Genomic DNA, 25,035 nt, shown 5'->3' with positions numbered 1-25,035 from the left:
GGAGGGCCGGCCACGCGCGGGGGAGGGCCGACTACGAGGGCGTGGGGGAGGCGGCCCGGCGCCACTCCGTCACCGGGCCGGGGCTCTCGGCGTCCGCGGGCGTGACCCAGAAGGCCTTGCCCGTCGTGGCGTCGAACTGGGCGCCCGAGCGCCCGTCGCCGGAGGAGCGGCCGGTGAGCCGCCGCCCGATCCAGGGGGCCAGGTGCTGCCGGGCGAAGCGGATGTCTTCTGCTCGGCGGGCCGTCCAGCACGGCGGGGCGGTCGCGGGCATCCGCGCACGCCACTCGAACTGGGCCGGCAGCCCCAGCGTCTGCCAGACGGCCTCGGCGACGCGCCGGTGGCCCTCGGCGGTGAGGTGGAGCCGGTCGACGTCCCACATCCGGGGGTCGGCGATCGAGGGTGCGGAGTAGAGGTCCACCACCGCGGCGCCGTGCCGCCCGGCCAGATCGTCGATCAGGGCGAACAGCGCCTCCACCCGGGGGCGGAACCGGTCGAACACCGGCCCGCTGCGCCCGGGGCTGCGCATCAGCACCAGCTGCTCGCAGGTCGGCGCGAGACGCTCCACGGCCTCTTCGAGCCGGGCCCTGACCATCCCCATGTCGCACTTCGGGCGCAAGGTGTCGTTGAGGCCGCCGACGAGCGTGACCACATCGGCCCGGAGCTCCGCCGCCGCCTCCACCTGCTCGTCGACGATCTGGCCGATGAGCTTCCCGCGTACGGCGAGATTGGCGTACCGGAAACCGGGGGACCGGACCGCGAGCCGGGCGGCGAGGACATCCGCCCAGCCCCGGTACGTACCGTCGGCGAGCAGGTCGGACATGCCCTCGGTGAACGAGTCGCCGACCGCGACGAGACTGGTGTAGGAGGCATTCAGTTCCATGGCCCGATGAGCGTACCGGTCGGTAGGTCGGTAGGCCAGCCGGTCGGCCGGCAGGTCAGCGGGACCCCGGCCGTCCGACGAGTTCGCGCAGCACGTCCTCCATCGTGACCATGCCCGCCAGCCGTCCGTCCTCGTCGAGCACCGCCGCCAGGTGGGTCCGGCTGCGGCGCAGCGCGGTCAGCGCGTCGTCCAGCGGGGTCGCCGCCCTGACCCGGGCGATCGGCCGCATCGCCGACACCGGGAAGGGCACGTCGCGGGGGGTGGCGTCCAGGGCGTCCTTCACATGGAGGTAGCCCAGGATGCGCTGCTCGCGGTCCATCACCGGGAAGCGGGAGAACCCGGACTCCGACGAGAGCCGCTCCAGCTCCTCCGGGGTCGTGCCGACCCTGGCGTACAGCACCCGGTCGACCGGCATCACCACGTCCCGCACCGGCCGGCGCCCCAGCTCCAGAGCATGGTGGAGGCGCTGCGCGGAGCGGTCGTCGACCAGTCCGGCATCCCCCGCGTCCTGCACCATCCGGGCCAGTTCGTCGTCCGAGAACGTCGCGGATACCTCGTCCTTGGTCTCCACCCGCAACAGCTTGAGCAGGGCGTTGGCGAACGCGTTGATCGCGAAGATCACCGGCCGCAGGGCCCGGGCCATCGCGACCAGCGGCGGACCCAGGAGCAGCGCGCTGCGGGCCGGTTCGGCCAGCGCGATGTTCTTCGGGACCATCTCGCCCAGCAGCATGTGCAGATACGTCGCCACGCCCAGGGCGATGACGAACGACAGCGGGTGCACCAGCCCGTGCGGCACACCGACCGCGTCGAAGACCGGCTCCAGCAGATGCGCGATGGCCGGTTCGGCGACGATGCCCAGCACCAGGGTGCAGAGCGTGATGCCGAGCTGGGCGGCGGCGAGCAGCGCCGAGACGTGCTCCAGGCCCCAGATGACACTGCGGGCCCGCCGGTCCCCGGCCTCGGCCTCCGGTTCGATCTGGCTGCGGCGCACCGAGATCAGGGCGAATTCGGCGCCCACGAAGAAGGCGTTGGCCACGAGGGTCAGCAGACCGATGAAGAGCTGGAGAACGATCACCGTTCGCCCTCCTTCCGGCCCTCGGACCCCGGCAGCGGGGCGTGCAGCAGGGCTCGCGCGGCCCGGCGGCCCGACGCGTCCGCCACGTCGATCCGCCAGCCCGCCAGCTCGACGGTGTCGTCCGTCGTCGGGATCCGCCCGAGTTCGGCGGCGATGAGCCCCGCGAGGGTCTCGTAGGGCCCCTCCGGCACCCGCAGACCGATCCTGCGGAGCTGGTCGGTGCGCGCCGCCCCGTCCGCCGACCACAGGGTCCTGCCGTCGGCGTCCTCACCGGCGGCGGCCAGATCGGGCGTCTCGTGCGGATCGTGCTCGTCGCGGACCTCGCCGACGACCTCCTCCACGATGTCCTCCAGGGTCGCGACCCCGGCCGTACCGCCGTACTCGTCGATCACCACCGCCATGGTGAGCTTCCCGGACAAGCGGTCGAGCAGTTTGTCCACGGTGAGCGTCTCCGGTACGAGCAGAGGCTCGCGGAGCAGCTCCGAGACGCGGGTCCGGGGCCGCCGGTCGGCGGGGACCGCCAGAACGTCCTTGATGTGGACCACGCCGACCACGGTGTCCAGGCTGCCGCGGTAGACGGGGAAGCGGGACAGTCCGGTCGCCCGTGTGGCGTTGGCGACGTCCTCGGCCGTCGCGTGCACCTCCAGCGCCGTCACCTGGACCCGCGGGGTCATCACGTTCTCCGCCGTCAGCTCCGAGAGGTTCAGGGTGCGGACGAACAGCTCGGCCGTGTCCGCCTCCAGCGCGCCCTCCTTCGCGGAGTGCCGGGCCAGCGCCACCAGCTCCTGCGGGCCGCGGGCGGAGGCCAGCTCCTCGGTCGGCTCCAGACCGAAGCGCCGCACGATCCGGTTGGCGGTGTTGTTCAGGTGGCTGATGAAGGGCCGGAACACCGCGGTGAACCCCCGCTGCGGTGTGGCCACCGCCTTGGCCACGGCCAGCGGGGAGGAGATCGCCCAGTTCTTCGGGACCAGCTCGCCCACCACCATCAGGACCACCGTGGACAGCGCCGTACCGATGACGAGCGCCAGGGTGGAAGCGGCGGCGGGGTGCAGCCCCGCCGCCTCGACGGGGCCGCGGATCAGCTTGGCGATGGACGGCTCGGAGAGCATGCCGATCACCAGGTTGGTGACGGTGATGCCGAGCTGGGCCCCCGAGAGCTGGAACGTGAGACTCCGGACGGCCTTCAGCGCGCTCGCGGCACCCCGCTCGCCCCGCTCGACAGCCCGTTCGAGTTCGCTGCGCTCCACCGTGGTCAGGGAGAACTCCGCCGCGACGAACGCGCCGCAGGCGACGCAGAGCAGCAGGGCGGCGAGCAGCAGAAGCACTTCGGTCATCGGTTCACCTCCGTCCCATGGTCGGGCAGGAGCGGAGGGACCGCGCGGTGTCGGAGGTGTCGGAGGAGTCGCAGGAGCATGTCATCGTAGGCGTCTGCCCGGTGGCGGCCCCCTCCTACCGTGGCGGTCCGTTCTGCCGCGTCAGTCCGTCAGGTGCTTCACCCAGCGGCTCCACTGCGGCTCCGGCGCGTACCCCGCCGCGCGCCACGCGTGGTGGGCCGAGGCGTTCCGGTCGAGGACCATGGCGTCGGCGCGCCGCCCGCCCAGCGCGGTGAACCGTTCCTCCGCCGCCGCGAGGAGTGCGCTCCCCACACCCCGGCGCCGCTGGTCCGGGTGGACCGCGAGGCGGTAGAGATGGCAGCGCCAGCCGTCGAACCCCGCGATGACGGTGCCGGCCAGCGCCCCGCCCCGCTCGGCCAGGATCAACGCCTCGGGGTCCCGTTCCACCAGGCGGGCGACCCCGTCCCCGTCGTCGCTGATGCTGGTTCCCTCGGCGGCCACCTTCCAGAAGGCGAGGACCCCGTCCAGGTCGGCCGGGGTCGCGGACCGTATCGACAGCGAAAGATCGTTCATGCCGGCCATCCCACCACCCGCCGCGCCGGTGCGTCGATCGCATTCCGCATGGCGGTCGCGCCCTCCCCGTACGCCGGGGAGCCCGGCCCGGGGTGTAGGCGCACCACCGCCTCACCCCCGGTCCTCGGTCAGCCCCCGTCCTCCGCGAACGGCTTGCGGGCCACGCCCAGGACACAGGGCGACGTGGGCGCCTGGAGGCCCGTCTCCGGAATGCGCAGCCTGCGGTACGTGCCCAGCTCGAAGCCCGCCGCCTCGATCGCGGCCAGCGGGTCCCGGGCCGTGTGACAGCCGCCGAAGAGCAGCGGCCACAGGGTCCGGTCGGCCACCCGCTGCGCCGTCGCCAGCGCCCGTCCCTGCGCCGTCCCGTGCTCGAAGAACCGCAGTTCGCCGCCGGGCCGCAGGACCCGCTCGATCTCGGCGAGCGCCCGGGGCAGATCCCGTACGGTGCACAGGACCAGCGACGCCACCGCCCCGTCGAACGCCTCGCTCTTGACCGGCAGCGCCTCGGCCGCCCCCGGCACCACGTCCACCGGCACCTCGGCACGCAGCGCGGAGCGGACGGCGAGCTGCCGCAGCGAGCGTTCCGGCTCCAGCGCCACGACCTCCGAGACGGCGCGGGGGTAGTGGGCGAAGTTCAGCCCGTTTCCCGCACCGATCTCGATGACCCGGCCGGAGAGCCCCGACAGCAGCTCCTCGCGGTACGCGGCGACGCCGCCCCGCCGATCGGCGGCCACGCTGAACCGGGCGTAGAAACGGGCGAAGACCGGGTGGTGCACGGCGTCCCGGGGAAGCTTCCTGCTGCGCAGCTGCATGGCGGACCTCCGTTACGGAGCGGGCGTGAGGCTCCTGGGGCCCGTCCGGCCATTCCCGTCAGCCGCGAACAGGCCCACGACGATTCTCCCCCGGACCGCCTCGGAATAGCCCCCCGGAGCGCCCCGGGACACCCGGCCCGGGGCCTCAGCGCCGCCCCGGGGCCCAGCTCCCGCCCAGCTCCGGAGCGAGCCACCGCGCCGCGCCCGCCGCGAAGTCCGCGCCCGGCAGCGCACCCGCTCCGGCCGGCACCGCGCCCAGCAGCGGCGCACCGGCCGCCACCGGCAGGTCCTCGATGTTGCACCGGGAGGCGAGGTCCGGGTCCGCCGGCATGCTGCCGATCACCACGCCCCGGCAGCTGAGCCCCCGGTTCCGCAGCGCCTCGGCCGTCAACGCGGTGGCGTTCAGCGTGCCCAGCCCCGCGGGGGCCACCACCAGCACCGGCGCGGACAGCAGTCGGGCCGCGTCCGCGAGGGTGCCGCCCTCGTCGTCGAACCGCACGAGGAGCCCGCCCGCACCCTCCACCAGCACGAGGTCGTGCTCGGCGGCCAGCTTCTGGGCGGCCTCGGCGACCTCGAACGGGCGCACCGGCGCGAGCCCCGCCCGCCGGGCGGCCGTGGCCGGGGCCAACGGCTCCGGGAACCGGGCCAGTTCGACCGCCGTCACCTGGCTTCCCGCCAGGCGGGCGACCTCGGCCGCGTCGCCCGGCTCCCCGGGGGCCAGCCCGGTCTGGGCGGGCTTGAGCACCGCGACCCGGCGGTCCCGCGCGGCGGCCGCCACCGCGGCGGTCACCACGGTCTTGCCGATCTCCGTGCCCGTGCCGGACACCACCAGAATCATCGGCATACCGCCTCAGCCCTCCCGCGCCGCGGCACACACGGCCCGGCAGATCCGGGCCACGTCCTCGTCACCCGTGACGTACGGCGGCATCGTGTAGAGGAGGTCGCGGAACGGCCGCAGCCACACGCCCTCGCGCACGGCCGCACGCGTTGCCGCCGCCATGTCCACCTCGTGGTCGAGCTGGACGACCCCGATCGCCCCGAGGACGCGTACGTCCACGACACTCGCGAGGTTCGCGGCGGGGGCGAGCCCGGAGCGCAGCCCGGCCCCGATCCGCGCCACCTCGCCCTCCCAGTCCTGTCCGAGCAGCAGGTCCACCGAGGCCGAGGCCACCGAGGCGGCCAGCGGGTTGCCCATGAACGTCGGCCCGTGCGCCAGCACCGGCACCTCACCGCTGGAGATGCCCTCGGCCACCCGGGTGGTGCACAGCGTCGCCGCCATCGTGAGATAGCCACCGGTCAGCGCCTTGCCGACGCACATGACGTCCGGCGAGATCCCGGCGTGTCCGGCGGCGAACAGCTTGCCCGTACGCCCGAAACCGGTCGCGATCTCGTCGAGGACCAGCAGGACGTCGTGCTCGTCGCACGCCTCGCGCAACACCCGCAGATAGGCGGGGGAGTGGAAGCGCATCCCGCCGGCCCCCTGCACGACCGGCTCCACGATGACCGCCGCCAACTCCTCGGCGTGCGCGGCGATCAGCTCCCGCAGATGCGTGACGTACCCGGCATCCGGCTCCGCGTCGAAACCGTCCGGCGGGGCGTCGGCGAAGACCTGCCGGGGGAGGGAGCCCGACCACAGCTCGTGCATCCCGCCCTCCGGGTCGCACACGGACATCGGCTGCCAGGTGTCCCCGTGGTAGCCCCCGCGCCAGGTCAGCAGCCGCTGCTTGGCCGGACGGCCGACCGAACGCCAGTACTGGAGGCACATCTTGACCGCGACCTCGACCGAAACGGACCCCGAGTCGGCGAGGAAGACGTGCTGGAGCGGTTCGGGGGTGATCTCCACCAGCCGGGCCGCCAGCCGGACGGCGGGCTCGTGCGTGAGCCCGCCGAACATCACATGGCTCATCCGGTCCAGCTGGCCGCGTGCGGCCTCGTTGAGGACCGGGTGGTTGTAGCCGTGCACCGCCGACCACCAGGACGACATGCCGTCCACCAACTCCCGCTGCCCCTCGACGGGTTCGGCGAGCCGGAGTCGTACCCCGGAGGCCGACTCCACGATCAGCGGCTCCTGACGGCCCGGCATCGGACCGTACGGGTGCCAGACGTGCGCCCGGTCGAGCGCCCGCAGTTCGTCGGGGGTGTACGGCTCAGGCATTGGGGGCGAGATCCGTTCCCGCACCGCGTCGGCGCACCGCCACCAGATCCGTACGGGCCGCGCCGTTCGCCTCCGAACGCGCGGCCGGAGCGTCCGCGTCCGCGTCGGCGGCCGCCGCCGGTTCCTGCCCCCCGTGGTCACCGCACGGTCCGCAGCCGCCCCCGCCACCGTGCGAACCGCAGCCCGCGGACTCCTTCGTTCCGCAGCCGGCGGGCTCCGCCGGCGTACCGCAGCCGCCGGCCAGTGCGTCGGCCCGGTGGTGCGGCAGCGTCGTCGTGCCCGCGCCCTCCACCTCGAAACCGGCGTCCGCGATCATGTCCAGGTCAGCCTGGCCGGCCTGGCCCTCGCTCGTCAGATAGTCGCCCAGGAAGATCGAGTTCACCAGGTGCAGGGCCAGCGGCTGCATCGAGCGCAGATGCACCTCGCGACCGCCCGCGAGCCGCACCTCGACGTCCGGGCAGACGAACCGGACCATCGCCAGAATGCGCAGACAGCGCTGCGGGGTGAGGTTCCACTCCTTGGCCAGCGGCGTCCCCTCGAACGGGATCAGGAAGTTCACCGGCACCGAGTCGGGGTCCAGATCGCGCAGGGCGAACACCACGTCGACCAGGTCCTTGTCGCTCTCGCCCATCCCGGCGATCAGCCCGGAACACGCCGAGAGCCCGGCGGCCTGGGCCTGCTGCACGGTCTCCACCCGGTCCGCGTAGGTGTGGGTGGTGGTGATCGCCCCGTACGTCTCCTCGGACGTGTTCAGGTTGTGGTTGTACGCGTCGGCGCCCGCCGTACGCAGCCGGTCGGCCTGGCCGTCGGAGAGCAGACCGAGACAGGCGCAGACCTCGATGCCCTCGTTCTCCTCCTTGATGGCCTCGATGGTCTTGGTGACCCGGTCCACGTCCCGGTCCGTGGGGCCGCGTCCGCTCGCCACCAGACAGACCCGCTTCGCGCCGCCCGCGACCCCGGCGGCGGCGGCCTTGGACGCCTCCTCCGGCTTCAGCCAGGTGTACTTGAGGATGCCGGCCTTCGAGCCGAGCCGCTGCGAGCAGTAGGAGCAGTCCTCGGGGCAGAGCCCGGACTTCAGGTTGACCAGATAGTTGAGCTTGACGCGCCGCCCGAACCACTGACGGCGCACCTTCCCGGCGGCGGCCACCACGTCGAGCAGCTCGTCGTCGGAGGTCGCCAGTACGGCGAGCGCTTCTTCGCGGGTCGGCAGTTCGCGCCGCAGCCCCTTGTCCACCAGCGTGTTCAGCAGGTCCATGAAAGATGATCCTGGCCTACGGCACCGCCTCCAGCCAAGGAGGAACCAGACAGGAGAGCCGGGCGCGGGTGTGTGTATTGCCACACCCTGACCTGCTGCGCACCCGGCTAGGGTCTGTGGGCTGCCTACAAAGACAGGGACCCGCCCCATGTCCTTCGCCCCGTTCGACTGGATCGACGCCGAGGCCCGCCACCGGGCCGCCGCCGGACTCGTACGCACACTGCGTCCGCGCGACGCCGAGCCGGAACTGCTGGACCTCGCGAGCAACGACTACCTGGGCCTCACCCGGCACCCGGAGGTCACCGCCGCCGCGGCCGCCGCCGCCCACCGCTGGGGAGCGGGCGCCACCGGCTCACGGCTGGTCACCGGCTCCACCGCCCTGCACGCCGAACTCGAACGGGAACTGGCCGCGTTCTGCGGGTTCGAGGCGGCCCTCGTGCTCTCCTCCGGGTACGCCGCCAACCTCGCCGCGCTGACCGCGCTGTCCGGGCGCGGCTCCCTCATCGTCTCCGACGCGGGCAACCACGCCTCGATCGTGGACGGCTGCCGGCTCTCCCGCGCCGAGACCGCCGTCGTCCCCCACGCCGACCCGGAAGCGGTCGCCAAGGCGTTCGGCGCCCACGACGGGCGGGCCCTCGCCGTCACCGACTCGGTCTTCTCCGTCGACGGCGACGCCGCCCCGCTCCCGGCCCTGGCCGAGGTCTGCCGCTCCGCGAACGCCGCCCTGCTCGTGGACGACGCCCACGGCCTCGGCGTCCTCGGCGACGGCGGACGAGGGGCGCTCGCGGCGGTCGGACTGGCGGGCGGCGACGGGACCGTGGCCACCCTCACCCTGTCCAAGTCGCTGGGCAGCCAGGGCGGAGCGGTCCTCGGGCCCGCCCGGGTCATCGACCACCTGGTCAACACGGCCCGGACGTTCATCTTCGACACCGGACTCGCCCCGGCGGCCGTCGGCGGCGCGCTCGGCGCCCTCGGGGTGCTGCGGCGGGAACCCGAACGGGCCGCCCGCGCCCGCGAAGTGGCCACCGCGCTGTACACGCGGCTCACCGCCGCCGGGCTGGCGGCGGTCCGGCCCGACGCGGCCGTCGTCTCCGTCCGGGCGCCGTCGGCAAAGACGGCGGTGCGCTGGGCGGCCGACTGCCGCACGGCCGGAATGGCGGTCGGCTGCTTCCGCCCGCCGTCGGTTCCGGACGGCGTCTCCCGGCTGCGGCTGACCGCGCGCGCCGACCTGACCGAGGAGCAGATCACGACCGCGGTGGCCACGATCGTCGCCACCGCTCCCCGGCAGGCGGACGCGGACGTCAGCTGAGGTGCCGCGGGCGGGCTCCGTCCGGACCGAGCCCGTCCACGAAGGCGGTCCAGGCCGCCGCCGAGAACCGCAGCGGCGGCCGGTCCACGTCCTTGGAGTCGCGTACGGCGAGGAGCGCGCCGCGAAGCCGTGCTGTCTCCACGCAGTTGTTCATCCCGGTCGACCGGCTGCTGCGCCGCCACTGAAGGGCGGACGGCGGTGGCAGTGACGGCGGGGGTGGCGGCGATGGCGGTGGTGTGCCGGGCGGTGTGTGCCGGTCTGACATGACGGCCCCCTCAGCTGCGTCTGAAGCTACGTCCGATCTCGGTCATGAGGTCCAGCGAGCGTTCGGGCGACAGCGCGTGCGCCTGCAAGGTACGGAAGGCCGAGCTGTACGCCTCAAGGTCTTCTCTCCGCTCCAGATAGAGGCTACTCGTCAAGTGGTCAAGAACGACCACATCCAGATCAGAAATGTTCGGAAAGGAGAAGATGACGAAAGGGCCGGTGAGTCCGATGTACCCGCCCACCGAGAACGGCAGCAACTGCAGTCGCACGTGCGGAAGGTGCGACACCTGGGTCAGATGCTCCAACTGGTCGCGCATCACCTCGGGCCCGCCCACCTCGCGATGGAGCACCGCCTCGTCCAGCACCGCCGTGAACTCCAGCGGTGGGCTCGCGCGCAGCACCCGCTGGCGGGTCAGCCGGACCTCGACCAGCGAGTCGAGCCGGCCGTCCGGTAACCCGTCCAGCGAGGCACGGGTCACGGCACGCGCGTACCCGGCGGTCTGGAGCAGCCCCGGCACCACCGAGGTCTCCAGCGTCCGGACCGCGGCGGCCTGCGACTTCAGGCTGATGAAGTCGCGGTACTGCGGCGGGATCAGCCCCCGGTAGGCGTGCCACCAGCCCGATCCGCCGCCGCCCGCCGACCCCGCGAGGACTTCGAGCAGGGAGCGCAACTGGGGGTCGCGCACCGCGTAGACGTCCAGCAGCCGCGAGACGTCCGCGGGGGTCACCCCGCTCGCGCCGGTCTCGATGCGGCTCACCTTCGACTGGTGCCAGCCGAGCAGCCGTGCCGCCTCCCGGCTGGTCATCCCGGAGGCGTGGCGCAGGCTCCGCAGCTCCTCACCGAGCTTGCGCCGCCGGACGACGGGGCCGTGCAGCATGCCGGTCTCCTTACGCTGTCGGGAGGGGCCGGACCGTCGCCGGGACCGGCCCGCAGAGGGGCCAGTGTGCCGTCCGTCCACGCCGTACGGGTCCCGAATTCACCGCTTCGAGCGACAGATATATGCATATCTTGGCCGAACGCCGTTACAGGGAGCTGCATCAATGGCACTCTGGCGCGAAGCACAATCCCGGCCGGCCGTCGGTCGCCCGGGGCGGGAAAGGGGCGGTGTCGCCATGGCGGACCATCAGGAAGCAACCGTCACTCTGCCGAGCGATCCGGTCTCGGTCTCCGCGGCCCGCAGACATGTCGCAAAGACCCTGGCCGGGTGGGGGATGCCCGACGACAGCGAGTTCGCCGACACGATCCGGCTGATCGTCTCGGAGCTGGCCACCAACGCCGTGCAGCACACGTTCGGCCAGTCGCCCACCTTCACCGTGGACCTGCGCCTCGAACGCGACGAGGAGCTGTATCTCGGCGTCACGGACAGTCACCCCCGGTGGCCCCAGAAGCTGCCCGCCGCCGTACGGCAGGACAACGGTCGGGGCATGGTCATCATCCGGATGCTGGCCAAGGAGCGCGGCGGACGGCTCCAGGTCACCCCGACCGCCGAGGGCGGCAAGACGGTCTGGATCGCGCTGCCCTGGGTCGTCACGGTCCAGAACTGACAGCCGGGCCGGATCCTGCCGGGCCGACCCGGTCGGGCCGCCAGGATCCGCCCCGGTCAGCCCGCCGGAGCCCGGTTCGTCCCCGGGGCCGTGCCCCCGCGGCCGAAGCCGCTGCGCAACAGCGCGAGCAGGGTCGCGGCGGCCGGGCTCGACCGGTCACCCCGGTGCACCACCGAGATCGTCCGGCGGAACGACGCCGGCTCCAGCCGCCGTACGGACAGCGGTGCCGCCGCCATCGAGGCGACCATCTCCGGCACCACCGCCACGCCGAGCCCCGCGCTGACCAGCGCGCACACCAGCGCGTATCCGGGTGACTCGCAGATCACCGCGGGCGTCGCCCCCACCTCCGCGAGGGCGTTCTCGACCCCGCGCCGGGGCGGATGGGTCGGCGCACTGCTGATCAACGGCCGCCCCGCCAGCTCACCGACCGGCAGCCGCCCGGTGCCCTCGGCGAGCCGGTGCCCCACCGACGTGACCAGCACCAGCTCCTCGACCAGGAGGGGATCGACGAACACGCCCGCGGGCGGAGGCCCGACCGCCCCCGGTTCATAGGCGTGGGTCAGGGCGAGGTCCACCTCGCCCGCGGCCACGGCGGCGATACCGCCGGGCGGTTCCTGGTCGGCGACGGCCAGCTCCACCTCGGGGTGGGCCCGCCGGAAGGCGCTCAGAATGGGCGGCAGCAGATGGATCCCCGCCGTCGTGAACGTCCCCACCCGCAGCCTGCCGCCCGACAGCCCGGCCAGTTGCGCCAGCTCGTGCCGCGCCTGGTCCAGTTCGTCGAGGACCCGGCGGGCCCGGCCCGCCAGCAGTTCGCCCGCCGCCGTCAGCCGCGCCCCGCGATGGTGGCGTACCAGCAGCGCCGCCCCCGCCTCCCGCTCCAGCTTGGCCAGCTGCTGCGAGAGCGCGGGCGCGGTGTAGCCGAGGCGGGCGGCGGCCCGGGTGATCGATCCGGCCTCCGCGACCGCCACGAGCGCCGCGAGCCGTGTCGGGTCGTACATGAAAGCGTTCCTTTAGGCAGACCCAGAAGATTGCAAGTACACGCTAAAGGCTCCGCAGGTCCAGGGTGGACCCCATGGACGCACAACTCATCGCCTTCACGGGGGTCGCCGCCGGTATGGTCGCGCTGCCCGGCGCCGACTTCACCGTCGTCGTACGCAACGCCCTGGCCTCCCGCACCGCGGGCCTGGCCTCGGCGGTCGGCGTCGCCGGGGGACTGCTCGTGCACACCGCGCTCGCGGTCGCCGGACTCGCCGCGGTGCTGGTGACGGTGCCGGTGCTCTTCCGTACCGTCCAACTGCTCGGCGGCGCGTACGTCCTCTACCTCGGGCTCAGCGCGCTGTACGCGATGCGCCGCCGGGCGCGGGACGGCTCGGGCCCGCCGTCCGGTGCCCCGGACGGCGATCCCGAGCGGCCCGCTCCCAGGGAGTTCGGGCGCGCGCTGCGCCAGGGATTCCTGACGAACGCGCTCAACCCGAAGGCCCCGGTGCTCTTCCTCAGCCTGCTGCCGCAGTTCGTGCCCGACGGTCAGCCGCCGCTGCCCCGGACCCTGTTGCTCGCGGCCCTGGTCGTGGTGCTGGCGCTGATCTGGTTCCCGGCCGTCGCCCTGCTGGTGGACCGGTTGGGCCGGTGGCTGCGCCGCCCGCGCACCGCCCGCGCGATCGAGGGCGGCAGCGGGGTGGCGCTCACCGGACTGGGGCTCGCCCTGGTCACCGGCCCGCTGCTGCGCTGAGGCCGGCGCGCGGCAGGGGCGGTGCCGCGGGGCAGGGCGGCAGGGGCGGGGCCCGCAAGGAGAGAGCGTCCGGCCGGTGGGTCAGCGGACCCGTCCGTACCAGACGCTCTTGGACCAGATTTTCGCCAGTCGCACCACGTCCCCCGATTTGGGGGAGTGCCAGATCTTCCCGGACCCGGCGTAGATGCCCACGTGGTAGACGCTGCGCCCCGAATGGAAGAAGACGAGGTCGCCGCGTTTACGCTGCGACTTCGCGATGTGGCGGGTCTTGTTGTACTGCTGCTGGGCCGTGCGGGGGAGCTTCTTGCCGGCCTTCTTGAACGAGTAGAGCGTCAGCCCCGAACAGTCGAAGCGGCTGGGGCCCGCCGCTCCGTACCTGTAGGGGGCGCCCTTCTTCGACGCGGCGACCTTCAGGGCCTTCGTCGAGTGGGCGGTGGCGGCCTCGGCATCACTCACCAGACCGGGCGCCAGCATCGAGGACGTCACGGCCAGGGTGAGCGCCGAAGCCGTACCGACCCGGGCGAACAGAGACGGGACATGAACCTGCGCAGACATGCGCAACCCTTCGTCAGCCGCCTGTGAAGGATGACCTGTCGGGTTCGGGCTGGCGAAGTTGCCCGGCCGCGTCGCGGCTTCACCCCGAGGGCTTCCCGGTCTCCCGGTCGGCCCGTTGTGCTCGGGTCCTCCACTCCTGCCGATCCACTTCTGTCGACCAGTCATCCGGGCGGCGGCAGGACTCGGCGTCCGCCCGGACCGCCCCGCCGCGGCGGCGGGGGCTTGTCGTCCCAGGGATCTTGACGCACTCCGTGCCGGATTTCCGAGCTGAAACGGCGATTTGTGAGTCTCCTCACCACTGATCCATTCAGGTGGACAGGCCGGATTCGCGCTCGCCCACGAGCCGGGCGCACCCCCCTCGCACCAGGGACGAAAGGACGTATTTCGAGTACGGGTCGCGCTGTGAACGCAAGTTGGGCCGTCGCTCGCGCGGGTGATCTCCTACGCCGAACGAGCGAGAAGAATTGATCGACGGATCGGGCGTGTCGTGCGGCGTGCCGACCGGTTCACTCCCGTAAGGCGCTCCCGGCGCGCGGGGCGGGTCAGTTCACCAGCCGTCAGTTCACCGGCGGCCGGTCCGCCGGTGGAGGCATCGCGACCCGCCCCGCCCGGCGCTCCCCGTCCAGGACGCGCAGGGCCCGGGCCAGGGTGGCCGCGTGCAGCCGTGACTCGCCGCGCTCGTGCATCAGGGCCAGGGCGTCGCGCAGGGCCGCCGCCCCGGAGGCCAGGGCCTGGGCGGCCCGCAGCGCGCTGTAGGTGTCGCCGCCGTGCGCCGGGTTGATCCGGCCCACCTGGTCGAGCACGGCCAGATAGCGGTCGACGAACTCGCCCTCGGCGCGGGTCAGCGCGGGCAGGGGCGGGAACTCGGGTGGCTCCATCGGCGTTTCACCTCGCGTCGTGCGGCGCCGGTCGGACGGCGGCCCCGGGTGGGTCAGCGGTTCTCCACGACGTGGTCGACCAGCCCGTGGGCAAGGGCGGCCTTCGCGTCGAGGATGGTGTCGCGCTCGATGTCGGCGGTGATCTGCTCCGCGGTCCGGCCCGTGTGCCGGACCAGCATGGCCGCGAACATCTCGCGGGTGCGCACCAGTTCGCGCGCGTGGATCTCCAGGTCGGACGGCTGGCCCCGCATCGGCTCCTCCAGTGCGGGCTGTTGGATGACTACCCGCGCGCCGGGCAGCGCATGTCGCCGCCCCTTCGCCCCGGCCGCCAGCAGAGCCGCCGCGTAGGAGCCGGTCTGCCCCAGGCAGAAGGTCTCCACCTCGCAGGTCAGGAACTGCATCGTGTCGTAGACCGCCGCCATCGCCTGGAACGAACCGCCGGGGGAGTTGATGTACAGCGACACGGGCCGGTCCGGATCCGCGTGCTCCAGATACATGAGCTGGGCGACGAGATCGCCCGCGGCGGTGTCGTCGATCGGGCTCCCGAGGAAGACGATCCGCTCGGACAGCAGCTTCGAGTACGGGTCCTGCGTCCGGGTCCCGGTCGCGGTGCGCTCGGTGAACTCGGGAAGGACATAGCGGGCGGCGGGGCGGATCATGGCGTGCCTCTCTCCTGGAGCTGACCATCCGGCTGGGCGTCCGGCCATCCGTAAAAAATGTACAGGACGTACAGAAGGTTATGATGGTGACTATGGCCTACGAGATTCCGGTGACGCAAGCACGGGCGGAGCTCGCCGAACTGATCAACCGCGTCGTCTACGGCGGTGAACGCGTCGTGGTGACCCGGCACGGCAAGCCGCTCATCGCGCTGGTCTCCTCCGCTGACCTGCAACGACTCGAAGCGGAGGAGTCCGCGGCCGAGGAAGAGGTGATCAGCTCGGTCTCCTCGATCGGCTCCGCGCCCTCCGCTCAGGGCGAACGGCGCAGGTTCGGCATCGCCGCCGAGCACCGCCCTCACGGCGGCCATGGTGACGGCAACGGCCGGGATGGCTGACGCTCCGACCGGACGGAACCCCCGCCCGGACGCCCGGGACCGCGACCTGACCGCACAGCACGAAGCCGGGTGCCCCTCCCTGCGGAGGGGCACCCGGCTCGGCGCGCCAGGCCCGCTGTTCAGCCGGCCAGGGCCGACTCCCGGGCCGGATCGGCGGGCTCGGCGGGCTCGGTGAGGGCCGGTTCGACGGGCTTCGGCGTCCGCCGGGCGAGCAGCACCGTCGCCAGTCCCAGGGCCGACCACAGCGAAAGCGTCAGGAGGGGCCCGCCCGCCGCGCTCCCGTCGAAGAAGGCGACCGAGCGGAGCAGGGAGCCGCCCGCGCCCGGCGGCAGCCACTGACCGATCGTCCCGACGGGCTCGGGCAGCAGGTGCGGTGCGCTGGTGACCCCGGAGAAGGAGTTGCCCAGCAGGACCATCAGCAGGGCGCCGAGTCCGATACCGCGCTGTCCGAACAGGGCGGCGAGTCCCGCCACCGCCGAGCCGATGGCCAGCACGGTGAGTGCGAGCACTCCCGCCTCCGTCCACCAGTCGCCCGTGATCACGCCCAGCCAGCTGTGGGTCACGGCCGTGGCGGCGAGCCCCACCAGTGCGGATGCCGCCAGCAGGGTCAACGCGCCGCGCGCCCCGCGCAACCCCATAAGGGTGACGACGGCTCCGGCGGCCATTCCCGCCAGGGCCAAGGGCAGGACGCTCGCGCCGAGCGCGCTGCCGCGCGGGTCCCCGGCCGGTGCGGCGACCACATCGGTGACCTCGACCCGCGTGCCCTCCGGGGCGGACGCGGTCACGGCCTCGCGCAGCAGCTGGGAGACGACCGGGCTCGCCGCCGACGCGGTGAGCAGGTGCGGCCCCTGCGGGGTGGCGACGACCGCTCCGTATACGACCCGGTCCTCGATCGCGGCCCGGGCGGCGGCCTCGTCGGCGTAACGGTGCACCTCGAAGGCGCCGTCGCGCTGCTCGAACCGCTGCTCCAGTTGCTGTGCGGCCGGCGCCGCGCCCGCCACGCCGACCGGGAGGTCGCGCGGCGCGACCCGGGCGGCGGGCCAGGCGAAGGCCCAGAGGGCGAAGGTCACCATCAGAGGGATCAGCAGGATCACCGCTACCGCGCGGCGGTTGGGTGCGGTGGACATGAGGGGCCTCGATTCGTGCGGCGGGCGGGAACCCAAAAAGAAGGATCGTTCGTTTTACGCTCGCCCTCCACTGTCGGCATGTCTCGTTCGATTGTCAAGAAGGAATGTTCGTTTTAGATTGAGACCATGGCCCGCGTATCCCAGGAACACCTCGATGCCCGCCGCCGTCAGATCCTCGACGGTGCGGCCCGCTGCTTCGCCCGCAACGGATTCCACGGCACGTCCATGCAGGACGTCCTGAAGGAGGTGGGGCTCTCCGCCGGTGCGGTCTACCGCTACTTCTCCGGCAAGGAGGACATCATCGCGGCCATCACCGAGGAGACCTTCGCGGTCATTCGCGGCGCTTTCGAGGAGGCCGCCCGCATGACGCCGCCCCCCACCCCGGACGCGTTGCTCGGCCGGGTGCTCGGCGGGGTGCTCTCGGGCCAGGTGCACGGACTGGAACGCCGTGTCTTCGCCGCGCTCGTGGTCCAGCTCTGGTCCGAGACGCTGCGCGACGAGCGGCTCGCCGTACTCCTCGACGAGGGGTACGCCACCATGCGTGTCGCCTGGGGGAAGCTCGTCGACGCCTACCGCGCCGCCGGGATCCTGAGCAGCGACGTGCCCGGCGACCATGTGGCGCGCACGATGATCGCGACGGCGCAGGGCTTCATCGTGCAGGAGGCGCTCTTCGGGGACGTGCGCCCCGAGGTCCTGGAGAACGGGTTGTGCGGGCTGATGTCCATCACCCCGCAAAAGATCAGTTAACGCAACGGAAAAACTTCCGCCCTAACGTGCAATGCCTGGTCGCGAGGGCTCCTTCTGTGTTCAACGAACTGTTGAACACGGATAGGGTCCCGCTGCGTCCGGAGCCAGGAACCGGGCGGAAGACGATGAGGTGGAAGCGTGCAACTGACCCCGCACGAGCAGGAGCGTCTGCTCATCCATGTGGCCGCCGACGTGGCCGAGAAGCGCCGTGCACGCGGGCTGAAGCTCAATCACCCCGAGGCCGTCGCCCTGATCACCGCCCATCTGCTGGAAGGCGCCCGGGACGGCCGCACCGTCGCCGAACTCATGGCATCGGGCCGGAAGCTGCTCACCCGGGACGACGTCATGGAGGGCATCCCCGAGATGCTCCACGACGTCCAGGTCGAGGCCACCTTCCCCGACGGCACGAAGCTCGTCACCGTCCACGACCCGATCGTCTGACGGGGGAGCGCCGATGATTCCCGGAGAAATCCTGTACGGGGACGGGGACATCCCCCTCAACGAGGGGCGTGAGGTCACCCGCCTCACCGTCCTCAACGCCGCCGACCGGCCCGTCCAGGTCGGCTCCCACTACCACTTCGCCGAGGCCAACCCCGGGCTGCGCTTCGACCGCGCCGCCGCCCACGGCCTGCGGCTGAACATCGCCGCCGGTACGGCGGTCCGCTTCGAACCCGGCATCCCCGCCGACGTCGAACTCGTCCCCCTCGCCGGCCGCCGCGTCGTCCCCGGCCTGCGCGGCGAAACCGGAGGTGCCCTCGATGCCTGACCTCAAGCGCGCGGTGTACGCCGACCTGTTCGGGCCCACCACCGGCGACCGGATCCGGCTCGCCGACACCGATCTGCTCGTCGAGATCGAGGAGGACCGCTCGGGCGGCCCCGGAAACGCGGGCGACGAGGCGGTGTTCGGCGGCGGCAAGGTGATCCGCGAGTCCATGGGCCAGGCTCGCACCACCCGGGCCGAAGGCGCGCCCGACACCGTCATCACCGGGGCCGTCGTCATCGACCACTGGGGCATCGTCAAGGCCGACATCGGCATCCGGGACGGCCGGATCACCGGCATCGGCAAGGCGGGGAACCCGGACACCATGGACGGCGTCCACCCCGACCTGGTGATCGGCCCCGAGACCGAGGTCATCGCGGGCAACGGGAAGCTGCTCACGGCCGGAGCGGTCGATGCCCACGTCCACTTCATCTCACCCACCCTCGTCGACCAGGCGCTCTCCAGCGGCATCACCACCCTCGTCGGCGGCGGCACCGGCCCCGCCGAAGGCACCAAGGCCACCACCATCACGCCCGGCCCCTGGCATCTGGCCCGGATGTTCGAGGCGCTGGAGACCTTCCCCGTCAACATCGGGCTGCTCGGCAAGGGCAACACGATGTCGCAGGACGCCATGTACTCCCAACTGCGCGGCGGAGCACTGGGATTCAAGATCCACGAGGACTGGGGCGCCACCCCGGCCGTGATCGACGCCTGCCTCACCGTCTGCGAGCGGACCGGTGCGCAGCTCGCCATCCACACGGACACCCTCAACGAGGCCGGGTTCGTCGCCGACACCCTCGCCGCCATCGCCGGCCGTACGATCCACGCGTACCACACCGAGGGGGCGGGCGGCGGGCACGCGCCCGACATCATCAGCGTGGTCTCCGAGCCCTACGTCCTGCCCAGCTCGACCAACCCCACCCGGCCGCACACCGTCAACACCATCGAGGAACACCTCGACATGCTGATGGTCTGCCACCACCTCAACCCCGCCGTCCCCGAGGACCTGGCGTTCGCCGAGTCCCGGATCCGGCCCTCCACCATCGCGGCCGAGGACATCCTCCACGACCTCGGAGCCATCTCGATCATCTCCTCGGACTCCCAGGCGATGGGACGGATCGGCGAGGTGATCCTGCGGACCTGGCAGACCGCCCACGTCATGAAGAAGCGGCGAGGAGCCCTGCCCGGGGACGGCCGGGCCGACAACCACCGGGTCCGTCGCTATGTCGCCAAATACACCATCAACCCGGCCGTCGCCCAGGGCATGGGCGACGAGATCGGCTCCGTGGAGACCGGCAAGCTCGCCGACCTCGTGCTCTGGGACCCGGCGTTCTTCGGCGTGAAGCCGCAGACCGTCATCAAGGGCGGCCAGATCGCGTACGCGCAGATGGGCGACGCCAACGCCTCCATCCCGACGCCCCAACCGGTGATGCCCCGCCCGATGTTCGGCGCGCTGGGCCGGGCGGCCGCGCGCGGCTCGTTCAACTTCGTCTCCGCCGCCGCGATCGAGGACGGACTGCCCGAACGGCTCGCCCTGGACAAGCCGTTCACGCCGATCACCAGCACCCGGGGAACCACCAAGGCGGACATGCGCGAGAACGACGCCGTGCCCCGCGTCGACGTCGACCCGGACAGCTTCGCCGTCACCATCGACGGCGACCCGGTCGAGCCGGCCCCGGCGGCGGAACTGCCCATGGCCCAGCGCTATTTCCTCTTCTGAGCGCCGGTCGCCGCCATGTCACGCGCAGCTCTCCTCGTCCTCGCCGACGGCCGGTTCCCCGCCGGCGGCCACGCCCACTCCGGTGGCGCCGAACCGGCCGTCGCCGAGGGACGCATCCGGGACGCCGACTCCCTCGCCTCCTTCTGCCGGGGCCGCCTGCACACCGCGGGCCTCACCGCCGCCGCCCTCGCCGCGGCGGCGGCCCACGGCGTCGACCCGCTCGCCCTCGACGAGGCCGCCGACGCCCGTACGCCCTCGCCCGCCCTGAGAGCCACCGCCCGCAAGCTGGGCCGGCAGATGATGCGGGCCGCCCGCGCCACCTGGCCGAGCCCCGACCTGGACGCGCTCGCCTCGGCCCGGCCGCGCGGCGCCCACCAGCCCGTCGTGCTCGGGCTCACCGCGCGGTCGGCGGGCCTCGGCCCCGAGGACGCCGCGCACTGTGTCGCGTACGAGACCGTCAGCGGACCCGCCACCGCGGTCGTCCGGCTCCTCTCCCTCGACCCCTTCCACGCCACCGCCGTCCTCGCCCGGCTCGCCCCCGAGCTGGACCGGGTCGCGGAACAGGCCGCCGAGGCCGCCCGCCGGGGCATCGACGCCCTGCCCGCCGCCTCGGCCCCGCTCCTCGACATCACCGCCGAGGCGCACGCCGCCTGGCCGGTCCGCCTCTTCGCCTCGTAACCCTCCAGGAAGCAGGAGCAGCCTCATGCACCTCGGCCACACCCACGACGGCCCCGCCGCCGTCAGCGCCGACGCCACGCGCCCCGACGGCACCCGGCGCGCCCTGCGCATCGGGCTCGGCGGCCCGGTCGGCTCCGGCAAGACGGCCACCGTCGCCGCCCTCTGCCGGGAACTGCGCGACCGGCTCTCCATCGCCGTCGTCACCAACGACATCTACACCCGCGAGGACGCCGACTTCCTCCTCGACAACGCCGTCCTGCCGCCCGAGCGGATCCAGGCCGTCGAGACCGGCGCCTGCCCGCACACCGCGATCCGCGACGACATCTCCGCCAACCTCGAAGCGGTCGAGGACCTGGAGGACGCGGTCGGCCCGCTCGACCTGATCCTCGTCGAGTCCGGCGGCGACAACCTCACGGCCACCTTCTCCAAGGGCCTGGTCGACGCGCAGATCTTCGTCATCGACGTCGCGGGCGGCGACGACATCCCGCGCAAGGGCGGCCCCGGCGTCACCACCGCCGACCTGCTCGTCATCAACAAGACCGACCTCGCCCCGTACGTCGGCTCCGATCTGGAGCGGATGGCCCTGGACGCCGAGAAGCAGCGCGGCGAACTCCCCGTCGCCTTCACCTCGCTGACCTCGGCCGAGGGCGTCGGACCGGTCGCCGACTGGGTGCGCGCCCAGCTCGCCGCCTGGACCGCGTGAGCGTCCACGCGCGGGCCCGGCTCCGCGCCGAGCCCGACGGGCGGGGCGGCACCGCCCTGCCCGTCCTGGAGAGCGACGGCCCGCTCGCCCTGCGCCGCACCCGCTCCCCGCACTCCCGGTACGCCCGGGTCACCGTGGTCGGCGCGATGAGCGCCCCGCTGAACGGCGACCGCCTCGCCGTCGAGGCCGAGGCCGCCGACGGCGCACGCCTCACCGTGGACGCGGCGGCGGCCACGGTGGCCCTCCCGGGCCCACGGCCGGACGCAGACCCGTCCACGTACGCGGTGGACCTGACCGTGGGGGAGGGGGCGGCCCTGCACTGGCTCCCCGAACAGCTCGTCTCCGCCCGCGGCAGCCGCCTGCACCAGACCACCCGGGTCCAACTCGCCTCCACCGCACGCCTCCTGCTGCGCGAGGAACAGATCCTCGGCCGCCACGGCGAACCCCCCGGCGCCCTCACCACCCGCCTCACCGTCCACCGCGCGGGCGGCCCCCTCCTCGACCAGCAACTGACCTACGGGCCCGACGCCCCCGCCGGCTGGGACGGCCCCGCGGTCCTCGCCGGCCACCGCGCCACCGGTCAACTCCTCCTCGCCGACCCGTCCTTCGAGGACGCCCCGCTCCCCGCCCGCCTGCTGGGCCCCACCGCCGCCCTCACCCCCCTGGCCGGCCCCGCGGTCCTGGTCACCGCCGTGGCCGCCGACGCCCGCCTGCTGCGCGCAATCCTGGACGACGCGACGCGCGAACTGCTGGGCGGACTCAAGGACGGCTTCTAGGACGGCTTCGAGGGCGGCTTCGGGAAAGGCTCCCCGGGCTGAGTCCGCTCAGCGAACTTCCTTCACCGGTTATGGGTTCGGTAAAGAAACAGGTGTACGCCCTGGCCCCGGGCGCCCCGCAGACGAAAGGATCCCCGCGACGTACCGATGACCACGCCGCCCCCTCGGCGGCGGATCGGATGAAGGGGGATTCACGTGAGACGTACGACCGTCCTCGGCTCGGCCGGGGCTCTCGTCGCGGGCACGCTCATAGCGGGGGCCATGGCCGCACCCGCCGCGAGTGCCCACGGCCGCCACCACGGCCGGGGCGACGCCGAGGCGCGCGGGGTCGCCGTCGCGGCGCAGCGGGCGGCGAAGGCCGGGATCGACTGGAAGGACTGCCCGGCGGACTGGGGTCTGACCGCCCCCATCCAGTGCGGCTGGGTGACCGTACCGCTCGACTACGCCAAGCCGAACGGCAAGACGATCGAGCTGGCCGTCGACCGGCACGTCAGTACCGGCACGAAGCGCGAGCGGCAGGGCGCCCTGCTCTACAACCCGGGCGGGCCCGGCGGTTCGGGGCTGCGGTTCCCCGCCCGGATCACCGCCGAGAACCCGCTCTGGACGAAGACCGCGAAGGCGTACGACTTCGTCGGCTTCGACCCCCGGGGCGTCGGCCACTCGGCCCCGATCTCCTGCGTCGATCCGCAGGAGTTCGTCAAGGCGCCGAAGGCCGACCCGGTCCCCGGCAGCGAGGCGGACAAGCTCGCCCAGCGGAAGCTGGCCCGCGAGTACGCCGAGGGGTGCGGTGAGCGCAGCGGTGAGATGCTGCCGCACATGACGACGCCGAACACGGCACGCGACCTGGACGTCATCCGGGCCGCGCTCGGCGAGAAGAAGCTCAACTTCCTCGGCGTCTCCTACGGCACCTACCTGGGCGCCGTCTACGGCACGCTCTTCCCGGCCCACGTCCGGCGCATGGTCCTCGACAGCGTGGTCGACCCGTCGCGGAAGAACATCTGGTACCGGGCGAACCTCAACCAGGACATCGCCTTCCAGACGCGCTGGGACGACTGGAAGGCGTGGGTCGCGAAGCACGACGACGTCTACGGCATCGGCGACACCCCGCAGAAGGTCGAGAAGGCCTGGCTGGAGCTGCGGGCCGCCGCGAAGGAGAAGCCCATCGGAGGCGTCGTCGGGCCCGCCGAGCTCATCGGCTTCTTCCAGGGCGCCCCGTACTACGACTCCGCCTGGGCCCGCACCGCCAGGACCTGGAGCGCCTACCGGGCCGGTGACACCCAGGCGCTGATCGACGCCGCCGCCCCCGACATGAGCGACCTCGCGGGCAACGCCGCCTCCGAGAACGGCAACGCGGTCTACAACGCCGTCGAGTGCGCCGACGCCCCGTGGCCCACCGACTGGCGCACCTGGGACCGGGACAACACCCGGCTCCACGAGAAGTACCCGTTCATGACATGGGCCAACGCCTGGATGAACCTGCCCTGCGCCACCTGGCCCGCCAAGCAGCGGACCCCGCTGGACGTGAAGACCCGCAAGGGTCTGCCGCCGGTCCTCATCGTGCAGTCCACCCGTGACGCCGCCACCCCGTACGCGGGCGCGGTCGAGCTGCACAAGCGGTTCAAGGGCTCGCGGCTCATCACCGAGAAGGACGCCGGATCCCACGGCGTCACCGGACTGGTCAACCCCTGCGTCAACGAGCGGGTGGACGCCTACCTGCTCACCGGGAAGACCGACCGGCGCGACGTGACGTGCACCCCGCACGCCACGCCCAAGCCGTAGGACGCCCCCGAGGCGTACGACCGGGGCCCGCGCTCAGCGGCGGCCCCGGTCGTACGCCGCCAGCCAGGCGTCCTCCGCCGCGTAGTCGAAGAGACCCTCGCCGTAGTTCTTGAGCATCTTCGGGAACGCCTCCCGCCAGTCGCGCCCCGTCAGCTCCCCGGCCAGCCACTCGACCGTCTCCGGCAGCGATTCCGCGTAGCCTGTCACGGGGCGGTAGCCGAGCTGTTCCCCCGCGGCCGTCATGTCGTAGACCACCGGGTGCGCGCCGCTCCACGGTGTCTCGCCCACCCGCCCCTCGGGCGCCGGGCCGTCGATCAGCACCGTCTCCGTCCCCCGCCCGAGCACCGCGTCGATCGCCGACGCGATCTCCGCGACCGTGGGCGCCTCGGGGTCCGCCGCGTTCAGCACACGCGAACCCGGTTTCCCGGCGGCCAGCCGGATCAGCTCCGCCGCGTTGGACACGTGCAGCGGGTGGAAGCGGCTCTTCCCGCCGTACGCGAGGACCCGGCGCCGCCGCCCGTCCAGCAGCCGCTTCACGACGTACAGCTCGCGCGGTGTGCGGCAGTACGGGCCGTGGACCGCGCCCGCGCGCAGCAGTGTCACCGGCAGCGCCTCGCCCGCCGCCAGCAACTGCCGCTCCAGCAGGACCTTCCGCGTCCCGTACGTGCCGTCCCCCGGGGCCACCGTCGCCCGGCTCTCCCGCAGCGGGACCGGGTAGCGCGGGAAGCCGTCCGGCTCGGCCTGGGTGTCGAAGCTGCGGCCCCGCTCGTCCTCGTACACCGCACCGCTGGAGATCACCACCGCCGAGCCGATCCGGTCGGCCAGGCCGGTCAACTGCCGGGCGTGCGCGCCGCCGAACGCCACCATGTCGACCAGCACGTCACAGCCGTCGCCCAGCGCCTTCTCCAGCGCCCCTTCCTCGTCCCGGTCGAGCGCCACCGCCCGGACCCCGGCGTCCCACCCCGCGTCCCGGCCGCCGCCGCGCGAGGCCGCCGTGACCTCCCAGCCGTCGGCGGCCAGTGCGCGGACCGCGGCCCGCCCGATCTGCCCCGTCGCTCCCAGCACCCATGCGTGTCCCTTGGTCATGGAAGCGACGCTAGGTCCTGTCGTCAAACTGCCGTCTGCCGCGCGACGCCCGGCACGCACGCTCGCGGCGTTGCCCAAATGCCCTGGTAGCTCCGCTACAAGACCATTCAGGCGCCTTGCGATCGCACGCACCGGACGCCGCGCGGCCGCCCTCCGGGCGACGACGGCAGTTTGACGACAGGACCTAGGGGTCGTCTTCAAAGGGGATCGGGTGGTGAGAGATGATCCTGGTCATGGTGCG

Annotated in this window: 28 protein-coding genes; 12 read left to right on the top strand and 16 right to left on the bottom strand. The window is 72.9% G+C overall.

All coding sequences use genetic code 11. From position 1 onward, the window contains the following. Window positions 1-31: 31 nt before the first annotated feature. From IE145_RS20625 to bioB, 8 genes are all read right to left on the bottom strand, one after another. Window positions 32-880, bottom strand: coding sequence for an SGNH/GDSL hydrolase family protein (locus IE145_RS20625; RefSeq protein ID WP_189526942.1), 849 nt, complete (start codon window positions 878-880; stop codon window positions 32-34). A gap of 55 nt (window positions 881-935) precedes the next feature. Beyond that, on the bottom strand, window positions 936-1,955 hold the full coding sequence (locus IE145_RS20620; protein WP_189526941.1) for a hemolysin family protein: 1,020 nt from the start codon (window positions 1,953-1,955) through the stop codon (window positions 936-938). Beyond that, window positions 1,952-3,289 carry a hemolysin family protein gene (locus IE145_RS20615; RefSeq protein ID WP_189526940.1) on the bottom strand — a complete coding sequence of 446 codons (1,338 nt, stop codon included), beginning with the start codon at window positions 3,287-3,289 and terminating at the stop codon, window positions 1,952-1,954. Before IE145_RS20615 ends, IE145_RS20620 begins: the two co-directional genes overlap by 4 nt. A gap of 141 nt (window positions 3,290-3,430) precedes the next feature. Beyond that, window positions 3,431-3,871, bottom strand: a complete 441-nt coding sequence (locus tag IE145_RS20610; RefSeq protein WP_189526939.1) for a GNAT family N-acetyltransferase — start codon at window positions 3,869-3,871, stop codon at window positions 3,431-3,433. 119 nt (window positions 3,872-3,990) lie between these two features. After that, window positions 3,991-4,674, bottom strand: a complete 684-nt coding sequence (locus IE145_RS20605; RefSeq protein WP_189526938.1) for a class I SAM-dependent methyltransferase — start codon at window positions 4,672-4,674, stop codon at window positions 3,991-3,993. A gap of 145 nt (window positions 4,675-4,819) precedes the next feature. Next, window positions 4,820-5,518, bottom strand: coding sequence for a dethiobiotin synthase (gene bioD, locus IE145_RS20600; protein ID WP_189526937.1), 699 nt, complete (start codon window positions 5,516-5,518; stop codon window positions 4,820-4,822). A 6-nt stretch (window positions 5,519-5,524) separates the two neighbouring features. Beyond that, window positions 5,525-6,829, bottom strand: a complete 1,305-nt coding sequence (locus IE145_RS20595) for an adenosylmethionine--8-amino-7-oxononanoate transaminase (RefSeq protein ID WP_189526936.1) — start codon at window positions 6,827-6,829, stop codon at window positions 5,525-5,527. Continuing rightward, on the bottom strand, window positions 6,822-8,084 hold the full coding sequence (gene bioB / locus IE145_RS20590; RefSeq protein ID WP_189526935.1) for a biotin synthase BioB: 1,263 nt from the start codon (window positions 8,082-8,084) through the stop codon (window positions 6,822-6,824). Before bioB ends, IE145_RS20595 begins: the two co-directional genes overlap by 8 nt. 148 nt (window positions 8,085-8,232) lie before the next feature. On the opposite strand from bioB, the gene IE145_RS20585 reads away from it, so the two are divergent. After that, the gene (locus tag IE145_RS20585; protein ID WP_189526934.1) at window positions 8,233-9,393 is read left to right on the top strand and encodes an 8-amino-7-oxononanoate synthase; all 1,161 of its coding nucleotides are present in this window, start codon (window positions 8,233-8,235) and stop codon (window positions 9,391-9,393) included. Here the strand turns inward: IE145_RS20585 and IE145_RS20580 are convergent. Together IE145_RS20580 and IE145_RS20575 are read right to left on the bottom strand one after the other, a co-directional pair. Continuing rightward, window positions 9,386-9,658 (bottom strand): DUF397 domain-containing protein, encoded by a 273-nt coding sequence (locus IE145_RS20580; RefSeq protein ID WP_189526933.1) that lies wholly within the window; start codon window positions 9,656-9,658, stop codon window positions 9,386-9,388. The genes IE145_RS20585 and IE145_RS20580 overlap by 8 nt on opposite strands. A 10-nt stretch (window positions 9,659-9,668) precedes the next feature. After that, the gene (locus IE145_RS20575; protein WP_189526932.1) at window positions 9,669-10,535 is read right to left on the bottom strand and encodes a helix-turn-helix domain-containing protein; all 867 of its coding nucleotides are present in this window, start codon (window positions 10,533-10,535) and stop codon (window positions 9,669-9,671) included. Between the two features lie 235 nt (window positions 10,536-10,770). On the opposite strand from IE145_RS20575, the gene IE145_RS20570 reads away from it, so the two are divergent. Beyond that, entirely contained in the window at window positions 10,771-11,202 is a 432-nt protein-coding gene (locus IE145_RS20570; RefSeq protein ID WP_189526931.1) for an ATP-binding protein, read from the top strand. Between the two features lie 56 nt (window positions 11,203-11,258). Here IE145_RS20570 and IE145_RS20565 read toward each other — a convergent pair whose 3' ends face one another. Further along, window positions 11,259-12,200, bottom strand: a complete 942-nt coding sequence (locus IE145_RS20565; protein ID WP_189526930.1) for a LysR family transcriptional regulator — start codon at window positions 12,198-12,200, stop codon at window positions 11,259-11,261. Between the two features lie 74 nt (window positions 12,201-12,274). Here IE145_RS20565 and IE145_RS20560 point away from each other — a divergent pair, with 74 nt between their 5' ends. Beyond that, window positions 12,275-12,931, top strand: a complete 657-nt coding sequence (locus tag IE145_RS20560; protein ID WP_189526929.1) for a LysE family translocator — start codon at window positions 12,275-12,277, stop codon at window positions 12,929-12,931. A gap of 81 nt (window positions 12,932-13,012) precedes the next feature. On the opposite strand, the gene IE145_RS20555 is transcribed toward IE145_RS20560, so the two are convergent. From IE145_RS20555 to IE145_RS20545, 3 genes are all read right to left on the bottom strand, one after another. Beyond that, window positions 13,013-13,486: a C40 family peptidase gene (locus tag IE145_RS20555; RefSeq protein ID WP_189526928.1), complete on the bottom strand. Its 474-nt coding sequence runs from the start codon at window positions 13,484-13,486 to the stop codon at window positions 13,013-13,015. Window positions 13,487-14,043: 557 nt separating this feature from the next. Continuing rightward, window positions 14,044-14,364, bottom strand: coding sequence for a hypothetical protein (locus IE145_RS20550; RefSeq protein WP_032765680.1), 321 nt, complete (start codon window positions 14,362-14,364; stop codon window positions 14,044-14,046). Window positions 14,365-14,417: 53 nt separating this feature from the next. Beyond that, window positions 14,418-15,023, bottom strand: a complete 606-nt coding sequence (locus IE145_RS20545; RefSeq protein WP_189526927.1) for an ATP-dependent Clp protease proteolytic subunit — start codon at window positions 15,021-15,023, stop codon at window positions 14,418-14,420. Between the two features lie 92 nt (window positions 15,024-15,115). Here IE145_RS20545 and IE145_RS20540 point away from each other — a divergent pair, with 92 nt between their 5' ends. Then, window positions 15,116-15,418: a type II toxin-antitoxin system Phd/YefM family antitoxin gene (locus tag IE145_RS20540; RefSeq protein ID WP_189526926.1), complete on the top strand. Its 303-nt coding sequence runs from the start codon at window positions 15,116-15,118 to the stop codon at window positions 15,416-15,418. A gap of 119 nt (window positions 15,419-15,537) precedes the next feature. On the opposite strand, the gene IE145_RS20535 is transcribed toward IE145_RS20540, so the two are convergent. Continuing rightward, entirely contained in the window at window positions 15,538-16,545 is a 1,008-nt protein-coding gene (locus IE145_RS20535) for an ABC transporter permease (protein ID WP_189526925.1), read from the bottom strand. Between the two features lie 126 nt (window positions 16,546-16,671). Here IE145_RS20535 and IE145_RS20530 point away from each other — a divergent pair, with 126 nt between their 5' ends. From IE145_RS20530 to IE145_RS20495, 8 genes are all read left to right on the top strand, one after another. After that, entirely contained in the window at window positions 16,672-17,292 is a 621-nt protein-coding gene (locus tag IE145_RS20530) for a TetR/AcrR family transcriptional regulator (protein WP_189526924.1), read from the top strand. 138 nt (window positions 17,293-17,430) lie between these two features. Then, entirely contained in the window at window positions 17,431-17,733 is a 303-nt protein-coding gene (locus IE145_RS20525) for an urease subunit gamma (protein ID WP_010070010.1), read from the top strand. Window positions 17,734-17,746: 13 nt separating this feature from the next. Next, the gene (locus tag IE145_RS20520; protein WP_189526923.1) at window positions 17,747-18,058 is read left to right on the top strand and encodes an urease subunit beta; all 312 of its coding nucleotides are present in this window, start codon (window positions 17,747-17,749) and stop codon (window positions 18,056-18,058) included. After that, complete coding sequence (locus IE145_RS20515) at window positions 18,051-19,772, top strand: urease subunit alpha (RefSeq protein ID WP_189526922.1); 1,722 nt, start codon at window positions 18,051-18,053, stop codon at window positions 19,770-19,772. The genes IE145_RS20520 and IE145_RS20515 overlap by 8 nt, the downstream gene beginning before the upstream one ends. 15 nt (window positions 19,773-19,787) lie before the next feature. Next, a complete protein-coding gene (locus IE145_RS20510; protein ID WP_189526921.1) occupies window positions 19,788-20,450 on the top strand; it encodes an urease accessory protein UreF in 663 nt (220 codons plus the stop codon). A 25-nt stretch (window positions 20,451-20,475) separates the two neighbouring features. Then, a complete protein-coding gene (gene ureG / locus IE145_RS20505; protein WP_189526920.1) occupies window positions 20,476-21,153 on the top strand; it encodes an urease accessory protein UreG in 678 nt (225 codons plus the stop codon). Continuing rightward, on the top strand, window positions 21,150-21,929 hold the full coding sequence (locus tag IE145_RS20500; protein ID WP_189526919.1) for an urease accessory protein UreD: 780 nt from the start codon (window positions 21,150-21,152) through the stop codon (window positions 21,927-21,929). Before ureG ends, IE145_RS20500 begins: the two co-directional genes overlap by 4 nt. Window positions 21,930-22,124: 195 nt before the next feature. Further along, window positions 22,125-23,708, top strand: coding sequence for an alpha/beta hydrolase (locus tag IE145_RS20495; protein WP_189526918.1), 1,584 nt, complete (start codon window positions 22,125-22,127; stop codon window positions 23,706-23,708). Between the two features lie 33 nt (window positions 23,709-23,741). Here IE145_RS20495 and IE145_RS20490 read toward each other — a convergent pair whose 3' ends face one another. Further along, the gene (locus IE145_RS20490) at window positions 23,742-24,794 is read right to left on the bottom strand and encodes an NAD-dependent epimerase/dehydratase family protein (protein ID WP_229825704.1); all 1,053 of its coding nucleotides are present in this window, start codon (window positions 24,792-24,794) and stop codon (window positions 23,742-23,744) included. Between the last annotated feature and the right edge of the window lie 241 nt (window positions 24,795-25,035).

Source organism: Streptomyces sindenensis (assembly GCF_014649035.1).
GTDB classification, from domain to species: domain Bacteria; phylum Actinomycetota; class Actinomycetes; order Streptomycetales; family Streptomycetaceae; genus Streptomyces; species Streptomyces sindenensis.
This window is presented reverse-complemented; position numbering and strand designations above follow the sequence as displayed.

Excerpts from the sequence above, each read along its gene's own strand:
- IE145_RS20625 (WP_189526942.1), bottom strand. The coding sequence starts at position 880 with ATGGAACTGAATGCCTCCTACACCAGTCTCGTCGCGGTCGGCGACTCG.
- IE145_RS20615 (WP_189526940.1), bottom strand. The coding sequence starts at position 3,289 with ATGACCGAAGTGCTTCTGCTGCTCGCCGCCCTGCTGCTCTGCGTCGCC.
- IE145_RS20610 (WP_189526939.1), bottom strand. The coding sequence starts at position 3,871 with ATGGCCGGCATGAACGATCTTTCGCTGTCGATACGGTCCGCGACCCCG.
- IE145_RS20605 (WP_189526938.1), bottom strand. The coding sequence starts at position 4,674 with ATGCAGCTGCGCAGCAGGAAGCTTCCCCGGGACGCCGTGCACCACCCG.
- bioD (WP_189526937.1), bottom strand. The coding sequence starts at position 5,518 with ATGCCGATGATTCTGGTGGTGTCCGGCACGGGCACGGAGATCGGCAAG.
- IE145_RS20595 (WP_189526936.1), bottom strand. The coding sequence starts at position 6,829 with ATGCCTGAGCCGTACACCCCCGACGAACTGCGGGCGCTCGACCGGGCG.
- bioB (WP_189526935.1), bottom strand. The coding sequence starts at position 8,084 with ATGGACCTGCTGAACACGCTGGTGGACAAGGGGCTGCGGCGCGAACTG.
- IE145_RS20585 (WP_189526934.1), top strand. The coding sequence starts at position 8,233 with ATGTCCTTCGCCCCGTTCGACTGGATCGACGCCGAGGCCCGCCACCGG.
- IE145_RS20580 (WP_189526933.1), bottom strand. The coding sequence starts at position 9,658 with ATGTCAGACCGGCACACACCGCCCGGCACACCACCGCCATCGCCGCCA.
- IE145_RS20575 (WP_189526932.1), bottom strand. The coding sequence starts at position 10,535 with ATGCTGCACGGCCCCGTCGTCCGGCGGCGCAAGCTCGGTGAGGAGCTG.
- IE145_RS20570 (WP_189526931.1), top strand. The coding sequence starts at position 10,771 with ATGGCGGACCATCAGGAAGCAACCGTCACTCTGCCGAGCGATCCGGTC.
- IE145_RS20565 (WP_189526930.1), bottom strand. The coding sequence starts at position 12,200 with ATGTACGACCCGACACGGCTCGCGGCGCTCGTGGCGGTCGCGGAGGCC.
- IE145_RS20560 (WP_189526929.1), top strand. The coding sequence starts at position 12,275 with ATGGACGCACAACTCATCGCCTTCACGGGGGTCGCCGCCGGTATGGTC.
- IE145_RS20555 (WP_189526928.1), bottom strand. The coding sequence starts at position 13,486 with ATGTCTGCGCAGGTTCATGTCCCGTCTCTGTTCGCCCGGGTCGGTACG.
- IE145_RS20550 (WP_032765680.1), bottom strand. The coding sequence starts at position 14,364 with ATGGAGCCACCCGAGTTCCCGCCCCTGCCCGCGCTGACCCGCGCCGAG.
- IE145_RS20545 (WP_189526927.1), bottom strand. The coding sequence starts at position 15,023 with ATGATCCGCCCCGCCGCCCGCTATGTCCTTCCCGAGTTCACCGAGCGC.
- IE145_RS20540 (WP_189526926.1), top strand. The coding sequence starts at position 15,116 with ATGGCCTACGAGATTCCGGTGACGCAAGCACGGGCGGAGCTCGCCGAA.
- IE145_RS20535 (WP_189526925.1), bottom strand. The coding sequence starts at position 16,545 with ATGTCCACCGCACCCAACCGCCGCGCGGTAGCGGTGATCCTGCTGATC.
- IE145_RS20530 (WP_189526924.1), top strand. The coding sequence starts at position 16,672 with ATGGCCCGCGTATCCCAGGAACACCTCGATGCCCGCCGCCGTCAGATC.
- IE145_RS20520 (WP_189526923.1), top strand. The coding sequence starts at position 17,747 with ATGATTCCCGGAGAAATCCTGTACGGGGACGGGGACATCCCCCTCAAC.
- IE145_RS20515 (WP_189526922.1), top strand. The coding sequence starts at position 18,051 with ATGCCTGACCTCAAGCGCGCGGTGTACGCCGACCTGTTCGGGCCCACC.
- IE145_RS20510 (WP_189526921.1), top strand. The coding sequence starts at position 19,788 with ATGTCACGCGCAGCTCTCCTCGTCCTCGCCGACGGCCGGTTCCCCGCC.
- ureG (WP_189526920.1), top strand. The coding sequence starts at position 20,476 with ATGCACCTCGGCCACACCCACGACGGCCCCGCCGCCGTCAGCGCCGAC.
- IE145_RS20490 (WP_229825704.1), bottom strand. The coding sequence starts at position 24,794 with ATGACCAAGGGACACGCATGGGTGCTGGGAGCGACGGGGCAGATCGGG.